20 protein-coding genes are annotated in these 18,282 nt (G+C 65.6%); 10 read left to right on the top strand and 10 right to left on the bottom strand.

Going from position 1 to position 18,282, the window contains the following annotated elements:
• Both ADBZ9O_RS29755 and ADBZ9O_RS29750 read left to right on the top strand, forming a co-directional pair.
• The gene (locus ADBZ9O_RS29755; protein ID WP_526526995.1) at nt 1-906 is read left to right on the top strand and encodes an LLM class F420-dependent oxidoreductase; all 906 of its coding nucleotides are present in this window, start codon (nt 1-3) and stop codon (nt 904-906) included.
• Nucleotides 907-1,006: 100 nt separating this feature from the next.
• A complete protein-coding gene (locus tag ADBZ9O_RS29750) occupies nt 1,007-1,390 on the top strand; it encodes a hypothetical protein (RefSeq protein ID WP_526526993.1) in 384 nt (127 codons plus the stop codon).
• On the opposite strand, the gene ADBZ9O_RS29745 is transcribed toward ADBZ9O_RS29750, so the two are convergent.
• A complete protein-coding gene (locus tag ADBZ9O_RS29745; protein ID WP_526526992.1) occupies nt 1,387-2,082 on the bottom strand; it encodes a VTT domain-containing protein in 696 nt (231 codons plus the stop codon). The two genes, ADBZ9O_RS29750 and ADBZ9O_RS29745, sit on opposite strands and share 4 nt — an antisense overlap.
• A gap of 100 nt (nt 2,083-2,182) precedes the next feature.
• Here ADBZ9O_RS29745 and fbaA point away from each other — a divergent pair, with 100 nt between their 5' ends.
• The gene (gene fbaA, locus ADBZ9O_RS29740) at nt 2,183-3,220 is read left to right on the top strand and encodes a class II fructose-bisphosphate aldolase (RefSeq protein ID WP_526526990.1); all 1,038 of its coding nucleotides are present in this window, start codon (nt 2,183-2,185) and stop codon (nt 3,218-3,220) included.
• Between the two features lie 197 nt (nt 3,221-3,417).
• Here fbaA and ADBZ9O_RS29735 read toward each other — a convergent pair whose 3' ends face one another.
• Nucleotides 3,418-4,245, bottom strand: a complete 828-nt coding sequence (locus ADBZ9O_RS29735; protein WP_526526988.1) for an Rv0361 family membrane protein — start codon at nt 4,243-4,245, stop codon at nt 3,418-3,420.
• Nucleotides 4,246-4,393: 148 nt separating this feature from the next.
• On the opposite strand from ADBZ9O_RS29735, the gene ADBZ9O_RS29730 reads away from it, so the two are divergent.
• A complete protein-coding gene (locus ADBZ9O_RS29730) occupies nt 4,394-4,810 on the top strand; it encodes a DUF3151 family protein (RefSeq protein ID WP_526533658.1) in 417 nt (138 codons plus the stop codon).
• Here the strand turns inward: ADBZ9O_RS29730 and ADBZ9O_RS29725 are convergent.
• Nucleotides 4,807-5,703 carry a cation diffusion facilitator family transporter gene (locus tag ADBZ9O_RS29725; RefSeq protein ID WP_526526987.1) on the bottom strand — a complete coding sequence of 299 codons (897 nt, stop codon included), beginning with the start codon at nt 5,701-5,703 and terminating at the stop codon, nt 4,807-4,809. The two genes, ADBZ9O_RS29730 and ADBZ9O_RS29725, sit on opposite strands and share 4 nt — an antisense overlap.
• Nucleotides 5,704-5,813: 110 nt before the next feature.
• Here ADBZ9O_RS29725 and ADBZ9O_RS29720 point away from each other — a divergent pair, with 110 nt between their 5' ends.
• Nucleotides 5,814-6,458: a TetR/AcrR family transcriptional regulator gene (locus ADBZ9O_RS29720; protein ID WP_526526985.1), complete on the top strand. Its 645-nt coding sequence runs from the start codon at nt 5,814-5,816 to the stop codon at nt 6,456-6,458.
• 194 nt (nt 6,459-6,652) lie between these two features.
• Here the strand turns inward: ADBZ9O_RS29720 and ADBZ9O_RS29715 are convergent, their stop codons facing one another.
• Together ADBZ9O_RS29715 and ADBZ9O_RS29710 are read right to left on the bottom strand one after the other, a co-directional pair.
• Nucleotides 6,653-7,072: a nuclear transport factor 2 family protein gene (locus tag ADBZ9O_RS29715; protein WP_526526983.1), complete on the bottom strand. Its 420-nt coding sequence runs from the start codon at nt 7,070-7,072 to the stop codon at nt 6,653-6,655.
• Nucleotides 7,069-8,298, bottom strand: coding sequence for a cytochrome P450 (locus tag ADBZ9O_RS29710; protein WP_526526981.1), 1,230 nt, complete (start codon nt 8,296-8,298; stop codon nt 7,069-7,071). Before ADBZ9O_RS29710 ends, ADBZ9O_RS29715 begins: the two co-directional genes overlap by 4 nt.
• 130 nt (nt 8,299-8,428) lie before the next feature.
• On the opposite strand from ADBZ9O_RS29710, the gene ADBZ9O_RS29705 reads away from it, so the two are divergent.
• Nucleotides 8,429-9,586 (top strand): LuxR C-terminal-related transcriptional regulator, encoded by a 1,158-nt coding sequence (locus ADBZ9O_RS29705; protein WP_526533656.1) that lies wholly within the window; start codon nt 8,429-8,431, stop codon nt 9,584-9,586.
• Here ADBZ9O_RS29705 and ADBZ9O_RS29700 read toward each other — a convergent pair.
• Entirely contained in the window at nt 9,583-10,362 is a 780-nt protein-coding gene (locus tag ADBZ9O_RS29700) for a site-2 protease family protein (RefSeq protein ID WP_526526979.1), read from the bottom strand. The genes ADBZ9O_RS29705 and ADBZ9O_RS29700 overlap by 4 nt on opposite strands.
• A gap of 27 nt (nt 10,363-10,389) precedes the next feature.
• Complete coding sequence (locus ADBZ9O_RS29695; protein ID WP_526526978.1) at nt 10,390-11,004, bottom strand: peptidase M50; 615 nt, start codon at nt 11,002-11,004, stop codon at nt 10,390-10,392.
• Between the two features lie 96 nt (nt 11,005-11,100).
• On the opposite strand from ADBZ9O_RS29695, the gene ADBZ9O_RS29690 reads away from it, so the two are divergent.
• Genes ADBZ9O_RS29690 through ADBZ9O_RS29680 form a run of 3 tightly spaced genes read left to right on the top strand, consistent with a single transcriptional unit; the run spans nt 11,101 to nt 13,751 of the window.
• On the top strand, nt 11,101-12,399 hold the full coding sequence (locus tag ADBZ9O_RS29690; protein ID WP_526526976.1) for an adenylosuccinate synthase: 1,299 nt from the start codon (nt 11,101-11,103) through the stop codon (nt 12,397-12,399).
• The gene (locus ADBZ9O_RS29685) at nt 12,396-13,040 is read left to right on the top strand and encodes a PaaI family thioesterase (RefSeq protein ID WP_526526975.1); all 645 of its coding nucleotides are present in this window, start codon (nt 12,396-12,398) and stop codon (nt 13,038-13,040) included. Before ADBZ9O_RS29690 ends, ADBZ9O_RS29685 begins: the two co-directional genes overlap by 4 nt.
• 18 nt (nt 13,041-13,058) lie before the next feature.
• Entirely contained in the window at nt 13,059-13,751 is a 693-nt protein-coding gene (locus ADBZ9O_RS29680; RefSeq protein ID WP_526526973.1) for a hypothetical protein, read from the top strand.
• Here ADBZ9O_RS29680 and ADBZ9O_RS29675 read toward each other — a convergent pair.
• Nucleotides 13,734-13,925: a ferredoxin gene (locus tag ADBZ9O_RS29675; protein ID WP_526533654.1), complete on the bottom strand. Its 192-nt coding sequence runs from the start codon at nt 13,923-13,925 to the stop codon at nt 13,734-13,736. The two genes, ADBZ9O_RS29680 and ADBZ9O_RS29675, sit on opposite strands and share 18 nt — an antisense overlap.
• A gap of 13 nt (nt 13,926-13,938) precedes the next feature.
• The gene (locus tag ADBZ9O_RS29670) at nt 13,939-16,005 is read right to left on the bottom strand and encodes an MMPL family transporter (RefSeq protein ID WP_526526971.1); all 2,067 of its coding nucleotides are present in this window, start codon (nt 16,003-16,005) and stop codon (nt 13,939-13,941) included.
• Between the two features lie 72 nt (nt 16,006-16,077).
• Here ADBZ9O_RS29670 and ADBZ9O_RS29665 point away from each other — a divergent pair, with 72 nt between their 5' ends.
• Nucleotides 16,078-16,548: a MarR family winged helix-turn-helix transcriptional regulator gene (locus ADBZ9O_RS29665; RefSeq protein WP_526526969.1), complete on the top strand. Its 471-nt coding sequence runs from the start codon at nt 16,078-16,080 to the stop codon at nt 16,546-16,548.
• A gap of 84 nt (nt 16,549-16,632) precedes the next feature.
• Here the strand turns inward: ADBZ9O_RS29665 and ADBZ9O_RS29660 are convergent, their stop codons facing one another.
• Nucleotides 16,633-18,234, bottom strand: coding sequence for a Na+/H+ antiporter (locus ADBZ9O_RS29660; RefSeq protein ID WP_526526967.1), 1,602 nt, complete (start codon nt 18,232-18,234; stop codon nt 16,633-16,635).
• Nucleotides 18,235-18,282: the final 48 nt, after the last annotated feature.

Genomic DNA, 18,282 nt, shown 5'->3' with positions numbered 1-18,282 from the left:
GTGACTTCTGAAGCGCGCGCCCGCATCGACTTTCCTTCCCGCATCGGCGTGTGGTGGGCCAGCGAGACCTGGTCGATCATCGACGCGCAGGAGGTGGCCCGTGAGATCGAGGAGCTCGGCTTCGGGTCACTGTTCCTGCCCGAGGTGGTCGGCAAGGAAGCCTTGACCCAGTCCGCAGCATTCCTTGCCGCTACCGAACGGCTCGTCGTCGGTACTGGCATCGCCAATATCCACATTCGGCTGCCATCGGCCGCCGAGACTGGTGGGCGCACCCTGACCGCGCTCCATCCCGGTCGCTTCGTCCTCGGCCTCGGGGTCAGCCATGCGCCGCTGGTCGAATACGGCATGGGTGGGGTGTACGCCAAACCACTGGCCACCATGCGCACGTACCTGGAGAAGATGGCCGCTGTCTCGGACATGATCGAACCGGGTGTCGGGCGGCCCACCAGACTGCTGGCCGCGCTTGGCCCGAAGATGATCGAGCTATCAGGTAGCGCCGCCGACGGCGCCCACCCCTATCTGGTTTTGCCCGAGCAGACCCGCGTCACCCGGGAGATCTTGGGAGACAGCAAGTGGGTGGTGTCCGAGCAGGCGGTCGCCGTCGGCGGTACTGCCGAGGAACAACTCGCTTGGGCGCACGGCCATCTCGACGTCTACAGCGGGTTGCCGAACTACCGCAATTCCTGGCTGCGCCAGGGTTTCGACGAAGAGACCGATCTGGTCAAGGGTGGCTCCGACCGGCTAGCCCGGGCGTTGGTCGGCATGGGATCGGTGGAGGAGGCGGCGGCAAAGGTGACCGCCCATCTCGACGCCGGCGCCGACCACGTCGTCCTGCAGGTGCTCGGCGACAACCCGATGCTCGATCCGCGGCCCGCACTGCGTGAACTGGCGAAGGTGCTGTTCTAAGCCGTCACAACAGGTAGCCCGCTACGCGCGTCCTGCCCGACTCCAGCGCCAACACTTGTCGTCACGGTGCACAAGCATCGTGAAAACAGGGGAGAAGACGATGGCGAAAATGGTGGGCGCGTGGATCTATGTGGCGCCGCGCAATGCAAATCAGGATGTGAACCTCACGGTCGGAGGCACGATCCTGATGACCGAAGCCGATGTCCGCAAGGTGGACAAGGGCTTGATGAACATCCAGATCCGGGTGATGGACGACGACACCTTCAGCGATGATCTGGTGTTGACCGACAACAGCTTTCAGTTCGGTGCGCGACACATCGGGCCGAATTCCTTCGTCACCGGTGTCATCGTGCCCCGGGCCAAAGTCGAAGACTCGGAGCCGTTCTACGAGAGCACCGCTGAGCTGTATGCCCGGGTCCGTGCGGTGTCGAGCAGTGTGTCGACGGGCTGGGCCAACTCGCAGGTGGAGAACGTCGGGTACTAGGCCTGCTCGGCGGTCGGCTCACCGTCTGCTGGCGTGGTGCCCTTAGCGGCCCGGCGCCGCTTCAACCATTCGAGGAACAACGGGACGACCGAGATCAACGCAATCAGAATGAAGATCGGTTCGAGCAGCTTCTGGATGATCTCGAACTGGCCGAGACCGTAACCGAGCAGCACAAGGCCGACGCCCCACACGATGGCGCCGACGACGTTGTACAGGGTGAAGACCGCGTACTTCATACCTGCGGCGCCTGCGGTGATCGGCGCCAACGTGCGCACGATGGGGACGAACCGGGCCAGCACGATGGCGAACGGACCGCGCTGCTCGAAGAACAGGTGCGCTTCGTCGAGGTAGCGCTGTTTGAGGAACCTGGCGTTGGGTTTGAACATCGAGGTGCCGATGCTGCGTCCGATGAAATAGCCGACCTGTCCGCCGAGGATGGCGGCGATGGGGATGAACACCAGCAGCTGCCACAGCTGGAAGTTGATCTGATCACCGCCGGGCTGGGCGGCGGTGCCTGCGGCGAGCATGCCTGCGACGAACAGCAGGGTGTCACCGGGGAGCACCGGGAAGAGCACCCCGGACTCGACGAAGATGACCACCAGCAGACCCACCAGGGCCCAGGTACCGAAGTATCCGATGAGCGTCAGCGGGTCCAGGAAATCCGGCATGAGCGCGAGGGTGGTGCTGGTCATGACGCCCCAACATACCGGGCTGGTGGACTGGGCTGCGATGTTGGCGCGGTTCTTGAGATACTGCTTGCGACACCGAGCTGATCAGCCGAGAGGAACATCCATGCCCATCGCCACGCCCGAGGTCTACGCCGAGATGCTGGGCCGTGCCAAGGAACACTCTTTCGCATTCCCCGCGGTCAACGCCGTCGGCTCGGAGAGCATCAATGCGGCGATCAAGGGTTTCGCAGACGCTGGCAGTGACGGCATCATCCAGTTCTCGACCGGTGGTGCGGAGTTCGGTTCCGGCCTGGGTATCAAGGACATGGTGACCGGCGCGGTCGCCCTCGCCGAGTTCGCGCACGTCGTCGCCGCCAAGTACCCGATCACGGTCGCTCTGCACACCGACCACTGCCCCAAGGACAAGCTGGACACCTATGTCCGACCGCTGCTGGCGATCTCGGGCGAGCGGGTCGCGGCGGGTAAGAACCCGTTGTTCCAGTCGCACATGTGGGACGGTTCAGCCGTGCCGATCGACGAGAACCTTTCCATCGCAAAGGAACTCCTGAAGATCGCCGCGGCCGCGAAGATCATCCTGGAGATCGAGATCGGTGTGGTCGGCGGCGAAGAAGACGGCGTCGAGGCCGAGATCAACGACAAGCTCTACACCAGCGCAGAAGATTTCGAGAAGACCGTCGACGCACTCGGTATCGGCGAGCAGGGCCGGTATCTGCTGGCCGCGACGTTCGGCAATGTCCACGGCGTCTACAAACCGGGCAACGTCGTGCTGAAGCCGGAGGTGCTGGCCGAAGGGCAGAAGGTGGCGGCCACCAAGCTGGGCCTGCCCGCCGGATCGCAGCCGTTCGACTTCGTCTTCCACGGCGGTTCGGGCTCGTTGAAGTCCGAAATTGAGGATTCGCTGAAGTACGGCGTGGTCAAGATGAACGTCGACACCGATATGCAGTACGCCTTCAGCCGCCAGATCGCGGGCCATTTCTTCAGCAATTACGACGGCGTGCTGAAGGTGGATGGCGAGGTCGGCAACAAAAAGGCATATGACCCGCGCAGTTACCTGAAGAAGGCAGAAGCGGGAATGACCGAGCGGGTTATCGAGGCGTGCAATGACCTGCACAGCGCAGGCCGGAGTGTGTCGGCAGGCTAGAAGAGCAGCGGCTTGTGCGCGCTGACCCGCGGTGACGCGGGTTTGCGCGCCGAAATCGCAGGTTAGCGCGCGGCCTTGTGACGGTGGAAGAGACGGAACCCGAGCCAGCGAACGTCGATCAGCATGACTATGAAGTTATCGGCGCAATATAAGGCGGCGGGGAGTAGCGAGTAATGCTTCGGTAAGAACTTCGCAGGTCAGTTGCCCGGTGCCTGGCAGATCTTCCACTGCTCATCGCGGAACTGCAGGTCGAAGCTGCGGGTTGATCGCGTCGCGGGGTCGAAGGCCATGAAGGTGGTCACGTTGGCCTCGGCGTGTTCGCCGTTGACGATCACCTGATCGACGCTGGCCACCACCGGATACTGTTTGGCCGCCGCGACCCTGCTGTGGGTATCGCTCCACTGCCGGTCGTCGTACTTGTTGTAGCTGGCCGCGGTGTCACCGCAGGTGATGCTGCGCAGGGTGGCCAGGTCACCGGTTTGGATGGCGGTGTCGAAGCCCTGGATGGTCTGGCGCACCCGATCTTCCTGGGACGCGGCCGGCGTGCTCTTGCGGGTCAGGAGCACCGTCACCAGCACGGCGACCGCCACCAGGGCGGCGATCACCAGTAGGACGGCAACCACCCAACCCCAACTGCGTCGCTTGGCGGGTGGCTTCGCGACGTCCACCCGGGGTGGAATCGCTTGCGGGGCAGCATTTTTGGCTGCTTCGGCATCGGGGAACTGGGTGGGTCCAGTCGCATCGTCCGGGACGTTGAAGATCTCGGTGGCCGGTTCGGGCGCGCGATCGATGATTTGCGTCGAGCCGGCATCCATCCCCGACGGTGCAGTGAATCGGCGCTCTCCCGAGGCGACAGTCGGCTCCGCCGGCGTTTCATCGCCGGCGGGAAATACCTCGGTCGGCGGGTCGGCATGGACCTCGGTGACCTCGGTGGCCGCGTCGGCGTCGCCGTCTTCTGCGCCGTTTTCCAGGCTGGGCGTCCGTTCCGGATCGCCGTCCCGGTCGGGTCCTGTTGGATTCGACATCGGTACTGCTGTCCTCCCCGGATCGACACTTGAAAAGTGGCTGCTACGCGTCTTCAGAGCCTAGCGGCGTGAGCCTAACGTCGTGACCGGGCGCCCAGCCGACGAGCCGGTGAGGAGCGCGGGACACGTGACCGTCACAATGGTCACCATGACGCGCATGGGTGATCTCCTGGGACCGCAGCCGGTTTTCTTGCCTGGTGACAGCGAGGCCGAAGAACAACTGCTCGCCAACGAGCATCCGGCGATCGTCGCGGCGGCGCACCCGACGGCGTCGATCGCGTGGGCCGTGCTGGCCGAGCAGGCGCTGGAGGAAGACAAGGTCATCACCGCCTACGCCTACGCCCGCACCGGGTACCACCGCGGACTCGACCAGCTCCGACGCAACGGGTGGAAGGGATTCGGCCCGGTGCCGTATTCGCACGAGCCGAACCGCGGATTTCTCCGCTGTGTCGCGACACTGGCGAAGGCCGCCGACGCGATCGGCGAGACCGATGAATACCAACGGTGTCTGGATCTGCTCGACGATTGTGATCCGGCGGCACGCGGCGCGCTGGGGCTTGCCTAACAGTTGTGCGCGTGGCAGTCGTCGGCACTTTCCGGCGGCTCGACCTGGACGGTCGCGTGTTCCAATCCGCGTGCGGACAGGATGGCTCTGGCTTCGGTCAACACCCGTGCGGAGTCGCCGCCGGCCGTCAAATGCGCGGTAGCCATATCGCGTCCCGGCACCAGGGTCCAGACGTGCAGGTCGTGGACTTCGGTGACGCCGGGCACCGCGCCCAGCGCGGTCCGAAGCTCGTCGACATCGATGTGACTGGGTGAGGATTCGGACAGGATGCGCAGCGCCGACCGGGCCAGCGCGATCGCCCGTGGCAGGACCCACAGCGCGACCAGCACGGCAACCACAACGTCGGCGTAGGGCCAACCGGTCGTGACGGTGACGATGCCGGCGATCAGTACTCCGACGCTGCCAACGGTGTCGGCGACGACCTCCATGTAGGCACCCTTGACGGCAAGGCTGCTCTCCGACTGGGACCGCAGGAGCAAGACGACGATGGCGTTGGCGACCAGGCCCGCGGTGGCCACGACGATCATCGGGACGCCGGGCACCTCGGGCGCGTCGCCGATCCTCTCGAACGCCTCATAGAGGATGAAACCGGCCACGCCCAGCAGCAGCACCGCATTGGCGACCGCCGTGAACACCTCCGCGCGGTGCCAGCCGTAAGTCCTGGCCGTCGACGCAGGCCCGTGCTTGGCCAGCAGGACCGCTGTCAACCCCATGAACATGGCAACCAGGTCGGTCAGCATGTGACCGGCGTCGGCCAGCAGTGCGATCGAGTTGATGGCCAGCGCGGTGGTCAGCTCCAGAAGGAAAAAGGCAGTCAAAATGCCCGCGGCAATGAGCATCCGGCTGACGCGGGTATCCGCGCCGCCGTGGCTGTGATCGTGTCCCGCACCCATCACCGCAATATATGCGCAAAACCGCATATATTGCAAGACGCTCTACCCGAAATCCGCTGTACCGGCTGTATTCGCACAAAACTGTATTGTCAGGGCGTGGGAACTCGGGGGTGCAGCGCGTGACGACCCACGCGCCGCGACGCAGTCAGGCGCAGCGCAGCGCCGAAACGCGAACCCGCCTGCTCGAAGCCACCATCGAATGTCTGGTGAAGTACGGCTACGCGGGCACCACGACCCCGCGCGTTGCGGAGATGGCAGGCTTGACCCGCGGGGCGCAGGTTCATCACTTCGGTTCCAGAGATGATCTGATGCTCGCCGCCATCCAGCATCTGGCCACCACCCGCACGGCCACCGTCGTTCCCGAGTACGGACTCAGGATGGCGCGCGCACAGGAGCCGCTGGAGGCCATCCTCGATATTGTCTGGGACATCCACACCGACGCGATGTTCATTCCCATCGTGGAACTGTGGGTTGCCGGCCGGACCGACCCCACGCTGCGGGCCGAAGTGGCCAAGGTCGAGGGCACAGTGGTGGGTGCAGTTTTCGTTGCGGTCGCGGAATACGTTCCCGACGAGGTCAAGAAGCCGATGGTGCAGTTCCTCTACACCGTGATGGACACGCTGCGCGGCATCCTGATCTCGTCCTTCGTCGACGCCGATCCGACGCGCGCCCGCCGCCGATGGGAACGGGCCAAACCCGGTCTGCGCCGGGCCGCCGACGACTCGATCAACGCGTGGATCGCCACCCGCTCCTAACCAAGATCTAATTTTTCGCCTACTGGGCTGGCGCCCTTACATACACACATGTATGTTTGTAACGCAGTGTGGCGGTATCGGTGCAGGGGGGTGCCGATGTCGCTGAAGCCGGGTGTGGCATCGGTCGCGATTGCGGAAACGCACATCGCGGGTGAGGGGTCCGATGCCGCCCCCGGCGCACACTGCCTCCCGGACTAGGCAAAAGCGTTGTGCGTCAGCGCCGAATTCATGAAGTCCCGAAAATGCAACCAGCGCCCGTCGCGCAGCGTGATGATGTGGGCGAATTCCGATTCCCACTCGAATCCGGTCTCCAGGCGTCGAAAGCGCATCCATCCCCACGTCGCCAACTGGTCACCGTCGGCGATGAACGTCCAGGCCTGCAGGTCCAGGATGGCCACGGTGGTTCCGACGATGGTGAAGAAGTCGATGGCGGCGGACATCCCTTCGAAGTCCCCGGCGTACGGGATCTGCGGTGTGCCGTAGTAGGTGATCCGGATATCGGGGTCCATCTGGCTCAGCGCGGTATCGAGATCGCCCCGGGGAATCGCGGCATAGATGAGTTTGGTGGCAGCGATATTGCGGGCCTCGACACTGGTTGTCGCATTGCTGGTCATCGGCTGAGCACCAGCGGCAGCTGGGTGTAGCCGTGGGTCAACAGGCTGGCCTGCTGTTTGACGCTGGCACCGTCGCCCAGCGCGATCGTGCCGAACCGGTCGAGTACAGCGTTCAATAGCGCGATCACCTCAAGACGGGCGAGCGCGGCACCGAGGCAGAAATGCAGACCATGCCCCAGGGAAAGCTGCGCACGGATATTGGGCCGGTCCAGGTCAAGGCGGTCGGGGTGGTCGAAGACCGCGGGGTCTCGATTAGCGGATCCGAAGAACAGTGCTACCCAATCACCTTCGCGGATAAGCGATCCCGCGATCTCGACATCTCGGGTCGCGATCCGGAACAAGCGCTGGGGAGGGCCGGTGAGGCGCATCGTCTCTTCGACGAAGGTGTTCAACAGCGACCTGTCGGCGCGCAGTCGTGCGGTGACCGCGGGCTCGGTCGCCAATGCGTGCAACAGATTGCCGATCAGATAGGTCGTTGTCTCGCTGCCCGCCACCACCAGCGTCACGCAGAACCGGACGATCTCCTCCGCGGTGAGCCGCTGACCGTCGACCTCGGCGCGCAGCAGCGCCGAGATCAGGTCATCGGCGCCTTCGGCGTCGGCGTCGTCAGCGTTGCTGTCGTGCCGTTCGGTGTGTTCGACGAGCCGTGCGGTGAAGGCCGCGACCATCTCCTGGTTACTGGCCATCCGCTCGTCGGGACTCATCGACGAGGACAGCATGAAAGCGTTCGCCCAGCGTTTGAAGCGGACGTGATCGCCGTCTTCGAGGCCGAGCAGTCGGACCATCGCCCTGGTGGGCACCTCTGCGGCGAACGCCATCACATCGGTTTCACCGTCGCCGAGCTCATCGAGTAGCCGGGGGATCAGCTCGTCGAGCCATCCGCCGAGACGTTTGACACGACGCGGGGAGAACGCCTGGCTGACCAGTTTGCGTTCGGCGGTGTGCAGCGGGGGGTCGGTGTTGACCAGCATCAGGCTCGGCGCCGACGACGCTTCCTGGATCGGGTCACGCGAGGAAAATGTCGCGCTGTCCTTCGCCGCCTCGAAGACCTGGTCGTAGCGGAACAACGCCCAGGCGGTCACCGGTTCGTCGAGACCGGGCACTGTGCCGGGTGGCCAGTCGCGGTATCCGGCGACGGGGGACAGGTCGCGCAATTCCTCGTAGAGGGGATACGGATCGGCGATACCCGCCGGTTCGCACAGGCGGGGCAGATGGGTCAATGGCATGCCGATCAGCCTGTTACAGCGGCGGAAACGGGTCGATATCCCGATGGGGAGCACTCCTGATCCCGTCCGGGCGGAATCTGCGTGCAGTTCGGTTACGCCGTCGTCCGCGCGGTGGGACGATCGGCCCATCATGACCCTCATCGACGGAAACCATCCCGGCTGGGCATCGCGGCCCGGCCCGTTCAGCGCCGTTCGGCGCCGCTATGCCGACGCCTGTGAGAACAGCGGCGTCGAACCGGCCGAAGATCCGGTCCAGTCAGTGGCCGAGGCCGTCGACGTCAACGCCACCGTGGTGCGCACCGCACTGGAGGCGGCCGGAACCGACTTCGTCGGCAAAGACGAGGCCCTTGCCGCGCTGGAAGCGGTCCTGGATCTGTCACTGCTGGAGCGGGAGCTGATCGAGGACGGTGCCCGGCGGCGGACGTTGGCGCTATTGCAGGTTCAGGAAGCGCTGAGCAAGCTACGGGTGGTCGACGAGGTGGCCAAGATCGTCGACCGCGCCACCAGGGAGCTCGTCGAATCGTGTGGTTTCGACCGGGCGGTGCTCTTTCGCGTTCACGAAGGCCGGATGGTGATGGAGTCCGCCTACTTCGGGGCCGATACCGAGGGCGCCGACAAGATGGTCGCCTTCGCGCAATCGGTGGCGCCGCCGCTGGACCACATGCTGTTGGAAACCCAGATGATCCGCAGGCATGCCCCGGCGATCGTCCGGGACGCCCGTAACGATCCGCGGGTCAACCGGCCGATCGTCGATTTCTCGCTGACCCATTCCTATGTGGCGGCACCGGTGATGCCGACCGGGAAGGTGATCGGGTTTTTGCACGCCGATCGGTTGTATTCGGGTCGCACGGTCGACGAGATCGACCGCGACACGGTGTGGGCGTTCGCCGAGGGATTCGGCTACGCCTTCGAACGCACTGTGCTGTTGGAGCGGATGCGCCGTCAGCAGGAGGAGGTGCGCCGGGCGCTGGCATCCGCCGACGAAGCGGTGCAGGCGCTCCAAGACGCCGACCTCGAACTGCGCAAGGTCGAACCCGTCGAGCGCAGTCAGGCCACGCGGTCACTCGCGGAAGCCGCGTCCCGGGCGCACGCGATCCTCACCCGCCGCGAGGTGGAGGTGCTGCGGCTGATGGCCAACGGCCGGACCAATCAGCAGATCGCCGACGAGCTGGTGATCTCGGCGGGCACCGTCAAATGCCACGTCAAACGGGTTCTGCGGAAACTGCATGCGACCAATCGCGCCGAAGCGGCATCGACGTATGTCCGAATGGGTGGGGGCCAGATCTAAAGCCAGGCCGACCAGAACCTGGTGAGCTGGCTCCCGGCGCCGGACAGAAACGCGGGCACACCCGACAGCTCGAAGAACCAGTAGACGATCGAGAAGAACCACTGATTCAGCGGCGGTGCGATCAGCAGGATGAACAGGATGAAAAAACCCCACTGCTTGAATCCGTTCAGGGCCCGCTGGGTGTCATAGCTCAGATGCGGTTCCAGCGCGCTGTAGCCGTCCAGCCCCGGGATCGGCAAGAGGTTCAGCAGCAGCGCGGTGATCTGCAGAAAGCCCAGGAAAGCCATCCCGGCCCAGAACACGCTGTGCGCCGGGTCGTAGAACAGCCGGGTCAGCGCCAACAACAGCACCGCAAGAACCAGGTTGGCGAACGGTCCGGCCAGGCTCACCAGCGTGCGCTGCCGGTTGGTCATCGACGATGTCCGCAGGTAGACCGCCCCGCCGGGCAGGCCGATCCCGCCGAGCGCGATGAACACCAGCGGTAACGCCAACGACAGCAACGGGTTGGAGTACTTCAGGGGGTTGAGCGTCAGGTAACCGCGGATTTCCACATCCCGGTCGCCGAACCGCCACGCGGTGAAGGCGTGCCCGAACTCGTGCAGGGACAGCGACACCACCCAGCCGGCGATCACGAAGATGAACACCCCGGCATACGCCAGCGGCGTCGGGGTCGCGGCCGCCAGCCATGCCAGCACACCTCCGAGCGCGGTGACCGCGACGATGGCCAGGAAAATCGGGCTCGGGCGGACCGACTGGTGAATGGACCGGATGCTCACCTCACGAAACTACCGGTGTGTCACCCCTCAGGAGACGCGCAGCCAGCCCTCGGTATGCCGGTAGAACGTCGAGCGGCGCACCGCGCGCGGTCCCGTGACCCCGTCACGCACCACCAACGCGCCGGTGGTGCCCAACTGTGCGGCTCGGCCGGTCACCCACCGTTTCGGGCGCAGCCGGGACGTCAACACCCTCGCCCGTAGCCCCGGCACCGTCGGGATCGGCTCGATCCGGACACCGGTGACCGCACCGTCGAACAGGACGGTGTCATCGACGACACCCTCGCCTTCGATCGTGGCCGCCTCATCGGGGGGCCGCCAGTACGCGGCACCGACGAGCACCTGCGCGGTCTCGTCGCGGATCAACGGAATCCGTTGTGCGGTACCGGTTCGCGCTCTGCGCGCACCCACCCGTCGGCGCAGGTGGGCCACTTCGACGCCGAGGCGGTCAGTGCGCAGCAACCGCGTCAGCACCGTGGCCAAGTCGGCATCGGTACCCACCACGATCACCCGCCCGGCGGTCGCGGCGGCGGCATCTATCTCGGCCGGATCGGTGACCGCAACGACAGGTAGTCCGGCCAGCGCGCGGGCCAGCCGGCGGGCGCCGAACCGCAACACGACGACGTCCGCGCGGGGATCTGCCATGGTCACTGCAGCTCCTTGGCTACCGGGAAGGTCTAGGTCGGATAAGGTAGCTCACCGGCTGGATACAAATTAAGCGCAGATCGAAGCGGAGATGCCATGCCGGCAATCGTCCTGATCGGCGCCCAATGGGGCGACGAGGGAAAAGGTAAGGCCACCGATCTACTCGGTGGACGCGTGCAGTGGGTTGTGCGCTATCAAGGCGGTAACAACGCCGGTCACACTGTTGTGCTCCCAAATGGGGAGAATTTCGCGTTGCACCTCATCCCGTCGGGCATTCTGACGCCCGGGGTGACCAACGTGATCGGCAACGGCGTGGTCGTCGACCCAGGGGTGCTGCTGACCGAGTTGAAGGGGCTGGAGGACCGGCAGGTCGACACCTCCGGGCTGCTCATCTCGGCCGATGCGCACCTGTTGATGCCGTACCACGTCGCCATCGACAAGGTGGTGGAGCGCTACGCGGGCAGCAAGAAGATCGGCACCACCGGTCGCGGTATCGGCCCCTGCTACCAGGACAAGGTCGCCCGCATCGGCATCCGGGTCGCTGACGTGCTGGACGAGAAGTTGCTCGCGGAGAAGATCCAGGGCGCCCTGGAGTTCAAAAACCAGGTGCTGGTCAAGATCTACAACCGCAAGGCGCTCGACCCCGACGAGGTGCTGCAGACCCTGCTGGCCCAGGCCGAGGGTTTCAAGCACCGGATCGCCGACGCCCGGCTGCTGCTCAACACCGCCCTCGAAAAGGGTGAGACGGTGCTGCTGGAGGGCTCCCAGGGCACGCTGCTCGACGTCGACCACGGCACCTACCCCTTCGTGACGTCGTCGAATCCGACCGCAGGCGGGGCGTCCGTCGGATCGGGAATCGGGCCGACCCGGATCACCACGGTCCTTGGGATCCTCAAGGCGTACACCACGCGGGTGGGTTCCGGTCCGTTCCCAACTGAGCTGTTCGACGAGTTCGGCGCGTACCTGTCCAAGACCGGCGGTGAAGTCGGCGTGACCACCGGCCGGGCCCGGCGCTGCGGCTGGTTCGATGCTGTCATTGCCCGCTACGCGACCCGGGTGAACGGCATCACCGACTACTTCCTGACCAAGCTCGACGTGTTGTCTTCCCTGGAGACGGTGCCGATCTGTGTCGGTTACTCGGTCGACGGTAAGCGCACCGACGAGATGCCGATGACCCAGAGCGACATCACCCGCGCCCAACCGATCTATGAAGAGCTGCCTGGTTGGTGGGAAGACATCAGCGCGTGCCGCACCTTCGACGAGCTGCCTGCCAAGGCGCGCGACTATGTGCTGCGGCTCGAAGAGCTTGCCGGCGCACATGTTTCGTGTATCGGAGTGGGTCCTGGCCGCGATCAGACCATCGTGCGCCGTGACATCCTGGCCCCATCTACGTGACCGATTACGGCCTCGACCCGCGTCGCGTCGACCCCGAATACGACCGGCACGGCGGCTTCCCGGTTTTCGAGGCGGCGGACCCCGGACCGGGTTTCGGCCGGTTCCTGGCGGCCATGCGGCGGTTGCAGGACCTTGCCGTGTCGACAGATCCCACCCAGGACGTCTGGACCGATGCCGCGGACCGCGTCGAAGAGCTTGTCGCCGAGTTGGATCCGTTCGAAGTCGCTGAAGGTATCGGTCCGGCCAACCGGGTCCCCAGTCTGCCCGGTGCGGGCAGCTTGCTGATGCCGCCATGGTTTGTCGATAAGTTCGAGGCCGACGGTGTGGCGCTGCGCGTGCAGTTCAGTCGTTATCACGTCGGGGGTAACAACGCGGTGCACGGCGGTGTACTGCCGCTGCTGTTCGATTCCGTCTTCGGCATGGTCATCCACGCCGCGGGCCGGCCGATCAGCCGGACCGCGTTTTTGCATGTCGACTACCGCAACGTCACGCCGATCGACACCGAATTGACCGCCACCGGCTGGATCCGCGAAGCGGAGGGACGCAAGGCGTTCGTCAACGCCGAGTTGCGTGACCCCGAGGGCACGCTGCTGGCCGAAAGCAACGGCTTGATGGTGCGCCTACTGCCCGGTCAGCCGTAAGCCTGCGACCATGGCGTCGTGACCCCCGACGGCGCGGACCGGCATGTGCGCAGACTCACCACGCCCAGGGCGGCCGCGTTCGCGGGTGTGTTGTTCGCGGTCCTGTTCGCGACGGCGCTGATCCTGATTCGTACGGCGCTCCCTGAGGGCGCTGCGCCCGGATCGCAGTGGCTCGACGTCGGCAGCACCAGGATCAAGATCTCGACGATCCTGATGCCGTTCGCCGGGATCAGCTTTCTGTGGTTCATCGGCGTCGTGCGCGACGGGTTCGGCACGTTCGAGGACAAGTTCTTCTCGACGGTGTTCATCGGCAGCGGTCTGTTGTTCCTGGCGATGATCTTCGCTGCGTCAGCGGTCGGTGCCGGGCTGGTCGCCAGCGCTGGCGTCATTGACGGGGACCACACCTCCGCGGTGGCTACCTTCGGCCGGATGACGCTGCTGGCCCTGACCAAGACGTATGCGCTGCGAATGGGCGCGGTGTTCATGATGTCGCTGGCCACCATCTGGCTACGGACCGGGCTGATGCCGCGCTGGCTGGTGCTGGTGACCTACGCGTCGGCCATCGGGCTGCTGATCGTCAGCGATATCAGCATGTGGATCGCGCTGGCCTTCCCGATCTGGGTACTGGTGGTCAGTCTGCTGGTGCTGGTCCGGGCCGGCGTCATCGACCTCCCACACCATGACGACCCGGAGTCAGTCCGCCAAACTTAGTGCCCCCGACGGACACAACCGGACGGCGTCGCTGACCCGCTTGAGCTCATCGTCGGGAATCTCGTCGGTGAGCACCACCACCAGGCCGTCATCGTCCTGGTCGAAAACGGCCTCCGCGGTCATCACGCACATCCCGGCGCCGATGCACATATCGCGATCTGCCCGCACATTCACCACGCCTCACACGTTAGCCTCGGTGCCGGCCCGCCGGCGTCTCGACCGTGGCGGGCCACCAGATCCGCGGCCCGATCATGGTGAACAGCGCCGGGATGACGACCGTCCGCACCAGGAACGTGTCGAGCAGGATGCCGAGACCGACAATGATGCCGAGCTGCGTGAGGACGATCAGCGGGAGCACACCGAGCACACAGAACACCGCGGCCAGCACAATACCGGCGCTGGTGATCACGGCTCCGGTGGCCGAAACGGCCCGGATGATGCCGCCGGTCGTGCCGTGCTCACGGGTTTCCTCCCGCGCCCGGGTGACCAGGAAGATCGTGTAGTCGACGCCGAGGGCCACCAGGAACAGGAACGCGAACAGCGGTGTGCTGTTGTCCATGGCGGGGAAACCGAACAGGTGCTGACTGACCCAGTCACCCAGCCCGAGGGCGGCAAGCGCGCTCAGCACCGTGACACCCACCAAGACCAGCGGTGCGATCACGGCGCGTAACAGGATGAAGAGCACGACCAGCACCACCACCAGGATCGCCGGGACGATGATCAACCGATCGCGCGCCGCGCCGTCGCGGGCATCGAGAGCCTGCGCGTCCGAGCCTCCCACTAGTGCGGCCGGATCCACCTGCTGTACCGAATCGCGAAGCCCAGCAATCGTTTCGAAGGCGCCATCACTGGCGGGGGCATCCTTGATGACGACCGACCATTGCGTCAGACCGGCGCCGTTGTCCCCGGCGGGGGTGGCCGACACCACCCCGGGGGTTGCCTTGATGGCCTGGGTCAGCTGCGGAGCCTGGGAGCTGGCGCCGATGACATGTGCCGGGTCGGTCAGCCCGCTGGGGAAATGGGCAGAGAGAGTGTCGAATCCGGTGACCGATTCGGCTTTCACGCGGAACTGCTCGGTCTGCGATAACCCGATGTGTGCGCCGAACAAGCCGCACGCCAACACGGCCAGCACCGCGAAGGACGCGATCAACACCCGGCCCGGTCTGCGGGCGACACCGGCGGCGATGCGATGCCATGCCCCGCTCTCGGTCAGATCCGCCGTGCCCTGGCGGGGGATGAACGGCCAAAACAGCCGGGTGCCACACAGGGCGAGCAGCGGGGGCAGGACCAGTAGCGAAAACAGTGCTGCGACAAGCAGTCCCGAAGCGGCCTGCAGGCCAAGGCTGCGGGTGCTCGGCGATGAGGCGAACAGCAGCGTGAGCAATGCGAGCACGACGGTGGCGTTACTGGCCACGATTGCCGGGCCCGCGGCCAGCACCGCACTGCGCAATGCCGCCCGATGGTCCGAATTATGGTGCAGCTCTTCGCGATAGCGCGAGATGAGCAGCAATGCGTAGTTGGTGCCCGCGCCAAATACCAGCACGCTGGTGATACCGGCGGTGGATCCGTCGGCCGTCAGACCCGCCGCGGTCGCGATGGGACCACCCACCGCGGCGCCGACGCGATCGGCGAATGCGATCACCGTCAGCGGCACCAGCCACAGCACGGGGGAGCGGTAGGTCAGGATCAGCAGCAATGCCACCACCGCCGCGGTTACCGCGAGCAGCGTCACATTCGCGCCCGCGAAGGCGTTGGCGATATCGGCACCAAACGCTGGGCCGCCCGTCACCTCGGCGCGCAGATCGCCGGGCAGGCCCTGAGTCGCCGCGTCGCGCAGTGCGGTGACGGCGTCGTTGAGCGCAAAGCCCGACAGGTCAGAGCGCATGGGCACAGCGGCCAGCGCTGCCTGCCCGTCGGTGGACACCACCAACGGTGCACCCGGCGGTGCCTGTGCGGTGGCCGCCATCCGGGTGAAGGCATCCTGCGCGGCCGCCCGGTCGGCAGGGGTCAGCGCCGCGCCGTCTGTGCGCGTGACCACGAGGATGGCGGGGGCGCGGTCGCCGCCGGGAAACGTCTTGAGCTGTGCGGCAGCCTTGGCCGAGTCCGCAGACGGCGGTAGTGACACCGGTGACTGTTGTGCTGAGGCGTCGCTGCCGATCAGCGCAATCAGTAGTCCGGATGCCAGGGTGACGAGTAGCGCCAGCACCCAGGAGCGCGGTGCGCTCACGACAGTGGCGAGTCGGTTCCAGCTCATGCCTCTAATATTTCAAATGCTTAACTATTAATCAAGTGAATAATCCGCGTGCGAGCCGATATGCTCGACCACATGACCGACCGCGTTGGGCTGGAGGCGCTGATCACCGCCGACGTTCGCGCGTTATCTGCTGAGTCCGAACAGATCGGCCGGGTCTTTGCAGGTCTCCACGATTTGGGTACCAACGATTTCCGCGCGCTGGTGCACATCATGGTGGCCGACAGTGCTGGCGCGCCGCTGACCTCCGGTGAACTCCGCAGGCGGATGGGGGTGTCCGGGGCGGCCATCACCTACCTGGTGGAGCGGATGATCTCCTCCGGCCACATCCGTCGGGAATCCGATCCAGCCGACCGCCGCAAGGTGATCCTGCGCTACGACGATCACGGCATGGCCGTCGCGCGAGCATTTTTCACTCCGCTGGGCGAGCACACCAGCGACGCCCTGGCTGATCTGCCTGATGCCGATTTAGCCGCCGCGCACCGGGTGTTCGCGGCTCTTACCGCGGCGATGCGGACGTTCGAAAAAGAGTTGGGCGTGGTTTAGTCCCGATAGCGATCGAGTCAGAACTCAGCGCGATAAATACGGAAAATACTCGCTCTGAGTGCTGACTCGATGGAGTCGGTTCGACTAGTCCCGGTTCAGCGTGGCCTCTTCGAGATCGAGGCCGTGTAATAGCGACCGCAACACCTCATCGTCGATGCGTTCTTCGTCGCGCTCCTTGATGAGCACTTCCCGTTCGGCGGCCAACATCTCCAGTCGCAGTTTGCGGAACACTGTCGCCGGGCTCTCGCCGATATCGTCCTCGGCCCGACCCAACTGTTCCCAGGCGGCGTCACCGCGGCGAGTGTTCCAGCGGCGCAACACTTCCGCGGCACGGTCGTACACGTCGGTGGGCTGGCCGGTTTCCTTCTGCGCGGCGATCAGTTCGTCGAGCCGGCTGGCCGCCGCGTTACCTGCCCTGGTCTGCGCCGCGGCGGCCCTGACCACATCGGTATGGGCCTCATCGCCCCGGATCCCGAGCTTGCGGATCAACAACGGCAACGTCAGGCCGTGCAGTAGCAGCGTGCCGATCACCACCACGAAGGTCAGGAAAACCAGATGCGGTCGTCCCGAAAACGGCGCCCCGGACAGCGTCGTCATCGGCACCGCGAACGCGGCGGCCAGTGACACCACCCCCCGCATCCCGGCCCAGCCGATCACGAACACCTGCGCGGCGGTGGGTGCTGGTTCGCGTTCCCTGATGTGGGCGAACATCAGTCGCGGCAGGTAGGCGAACAAGAACAGCCAGACGATCCGGACCACGATCACCGTCGCCAGGACGGCAACCGACGAGATCGCGAGCACCGAGAACGAAATCCCTTTGAGCTCGCTGACCACCTTGGGTAGCTGCAATCCGATCAGCAGAAACGCGAACGATTCCAGTACCAGCTGCAGGGCCCGCCAAACCGCGTCGTCCTGCAACCGGGTGGCATAACCCGCCCGCGTGGAACGCTGCCCGAGGAACAGCGCCGCCACCACCACGGCGAGCACGCCGGAACCGTGGATCTCCTCGGCGAGCAGGTAGATGATGAACGGCGCCACCAACCCGATCGCGCTCTCCACCAGCGGGTCATCGAGCCGGGCCCGGATGTAGACGATGAGCTTGCCGAGCACACCGCCTACCGCGACGCCCCCGACGACGGCCAGTCCGAAGGTGGCCAGGCCGTGCCCCCAGCTCGAGGCGGCGCCGATCGCCGCCGCCAGCGCCACCTTGTAGGCGGTCAGCGCGGTGGCGTCGTTGAGCAGACTCTCGCCGCCGAGCAGCGTCATCATCCGCCGCGGTAGGCCGAGCCTGCGGCCGATCGCCGTCGCCGAGACCGCATCGGGTGGCGCGACGATTGCGCCGAGGGTCAATGCCCCGGCCACGGTCAGATCCGGCACGGTGTGGAACGCGACGAAGCCCACCGCGAACGTCGTCGCCAGTGGCAGCCCGACGGCCAACAGTCCGATCGCCCGGATATTGCGCCGCATATTCAGATACGAGCTCTCCAGACCCGCCGACCACAGCAGGGGCGGCAGGACGACGAACAGCACCAGGTCCGGCTCCAGGGCGACCGCGGGCACCCCGGGTATGAGTCCCACGAGCAGTCCTGCCACCACCAGCGCCAGCGGCGAGGACAGATTGAACCGTCGGGCCAACGCCGATAACAGGACAGCGGCCACCAACACGGCCAACAGCTCGGCATTCACGCGGTCAAACCTCCCTCGGGGCTTGGGTCGGGACGGCACCTATCCTTG

This window comes from Mycobacterium sp., from assembly GCF_965229105.1.
GTDB lineage: Bacteria > Actinomycetota > Actinomycetes > Mycobacteriales > Mycobacteriaceae > Mycobacterium.
The sequence above is the reverse complement of the archived record's forward strand: the minus strand, read 5'-3'. Positions and strand labels throughout refer to the sequence as shown.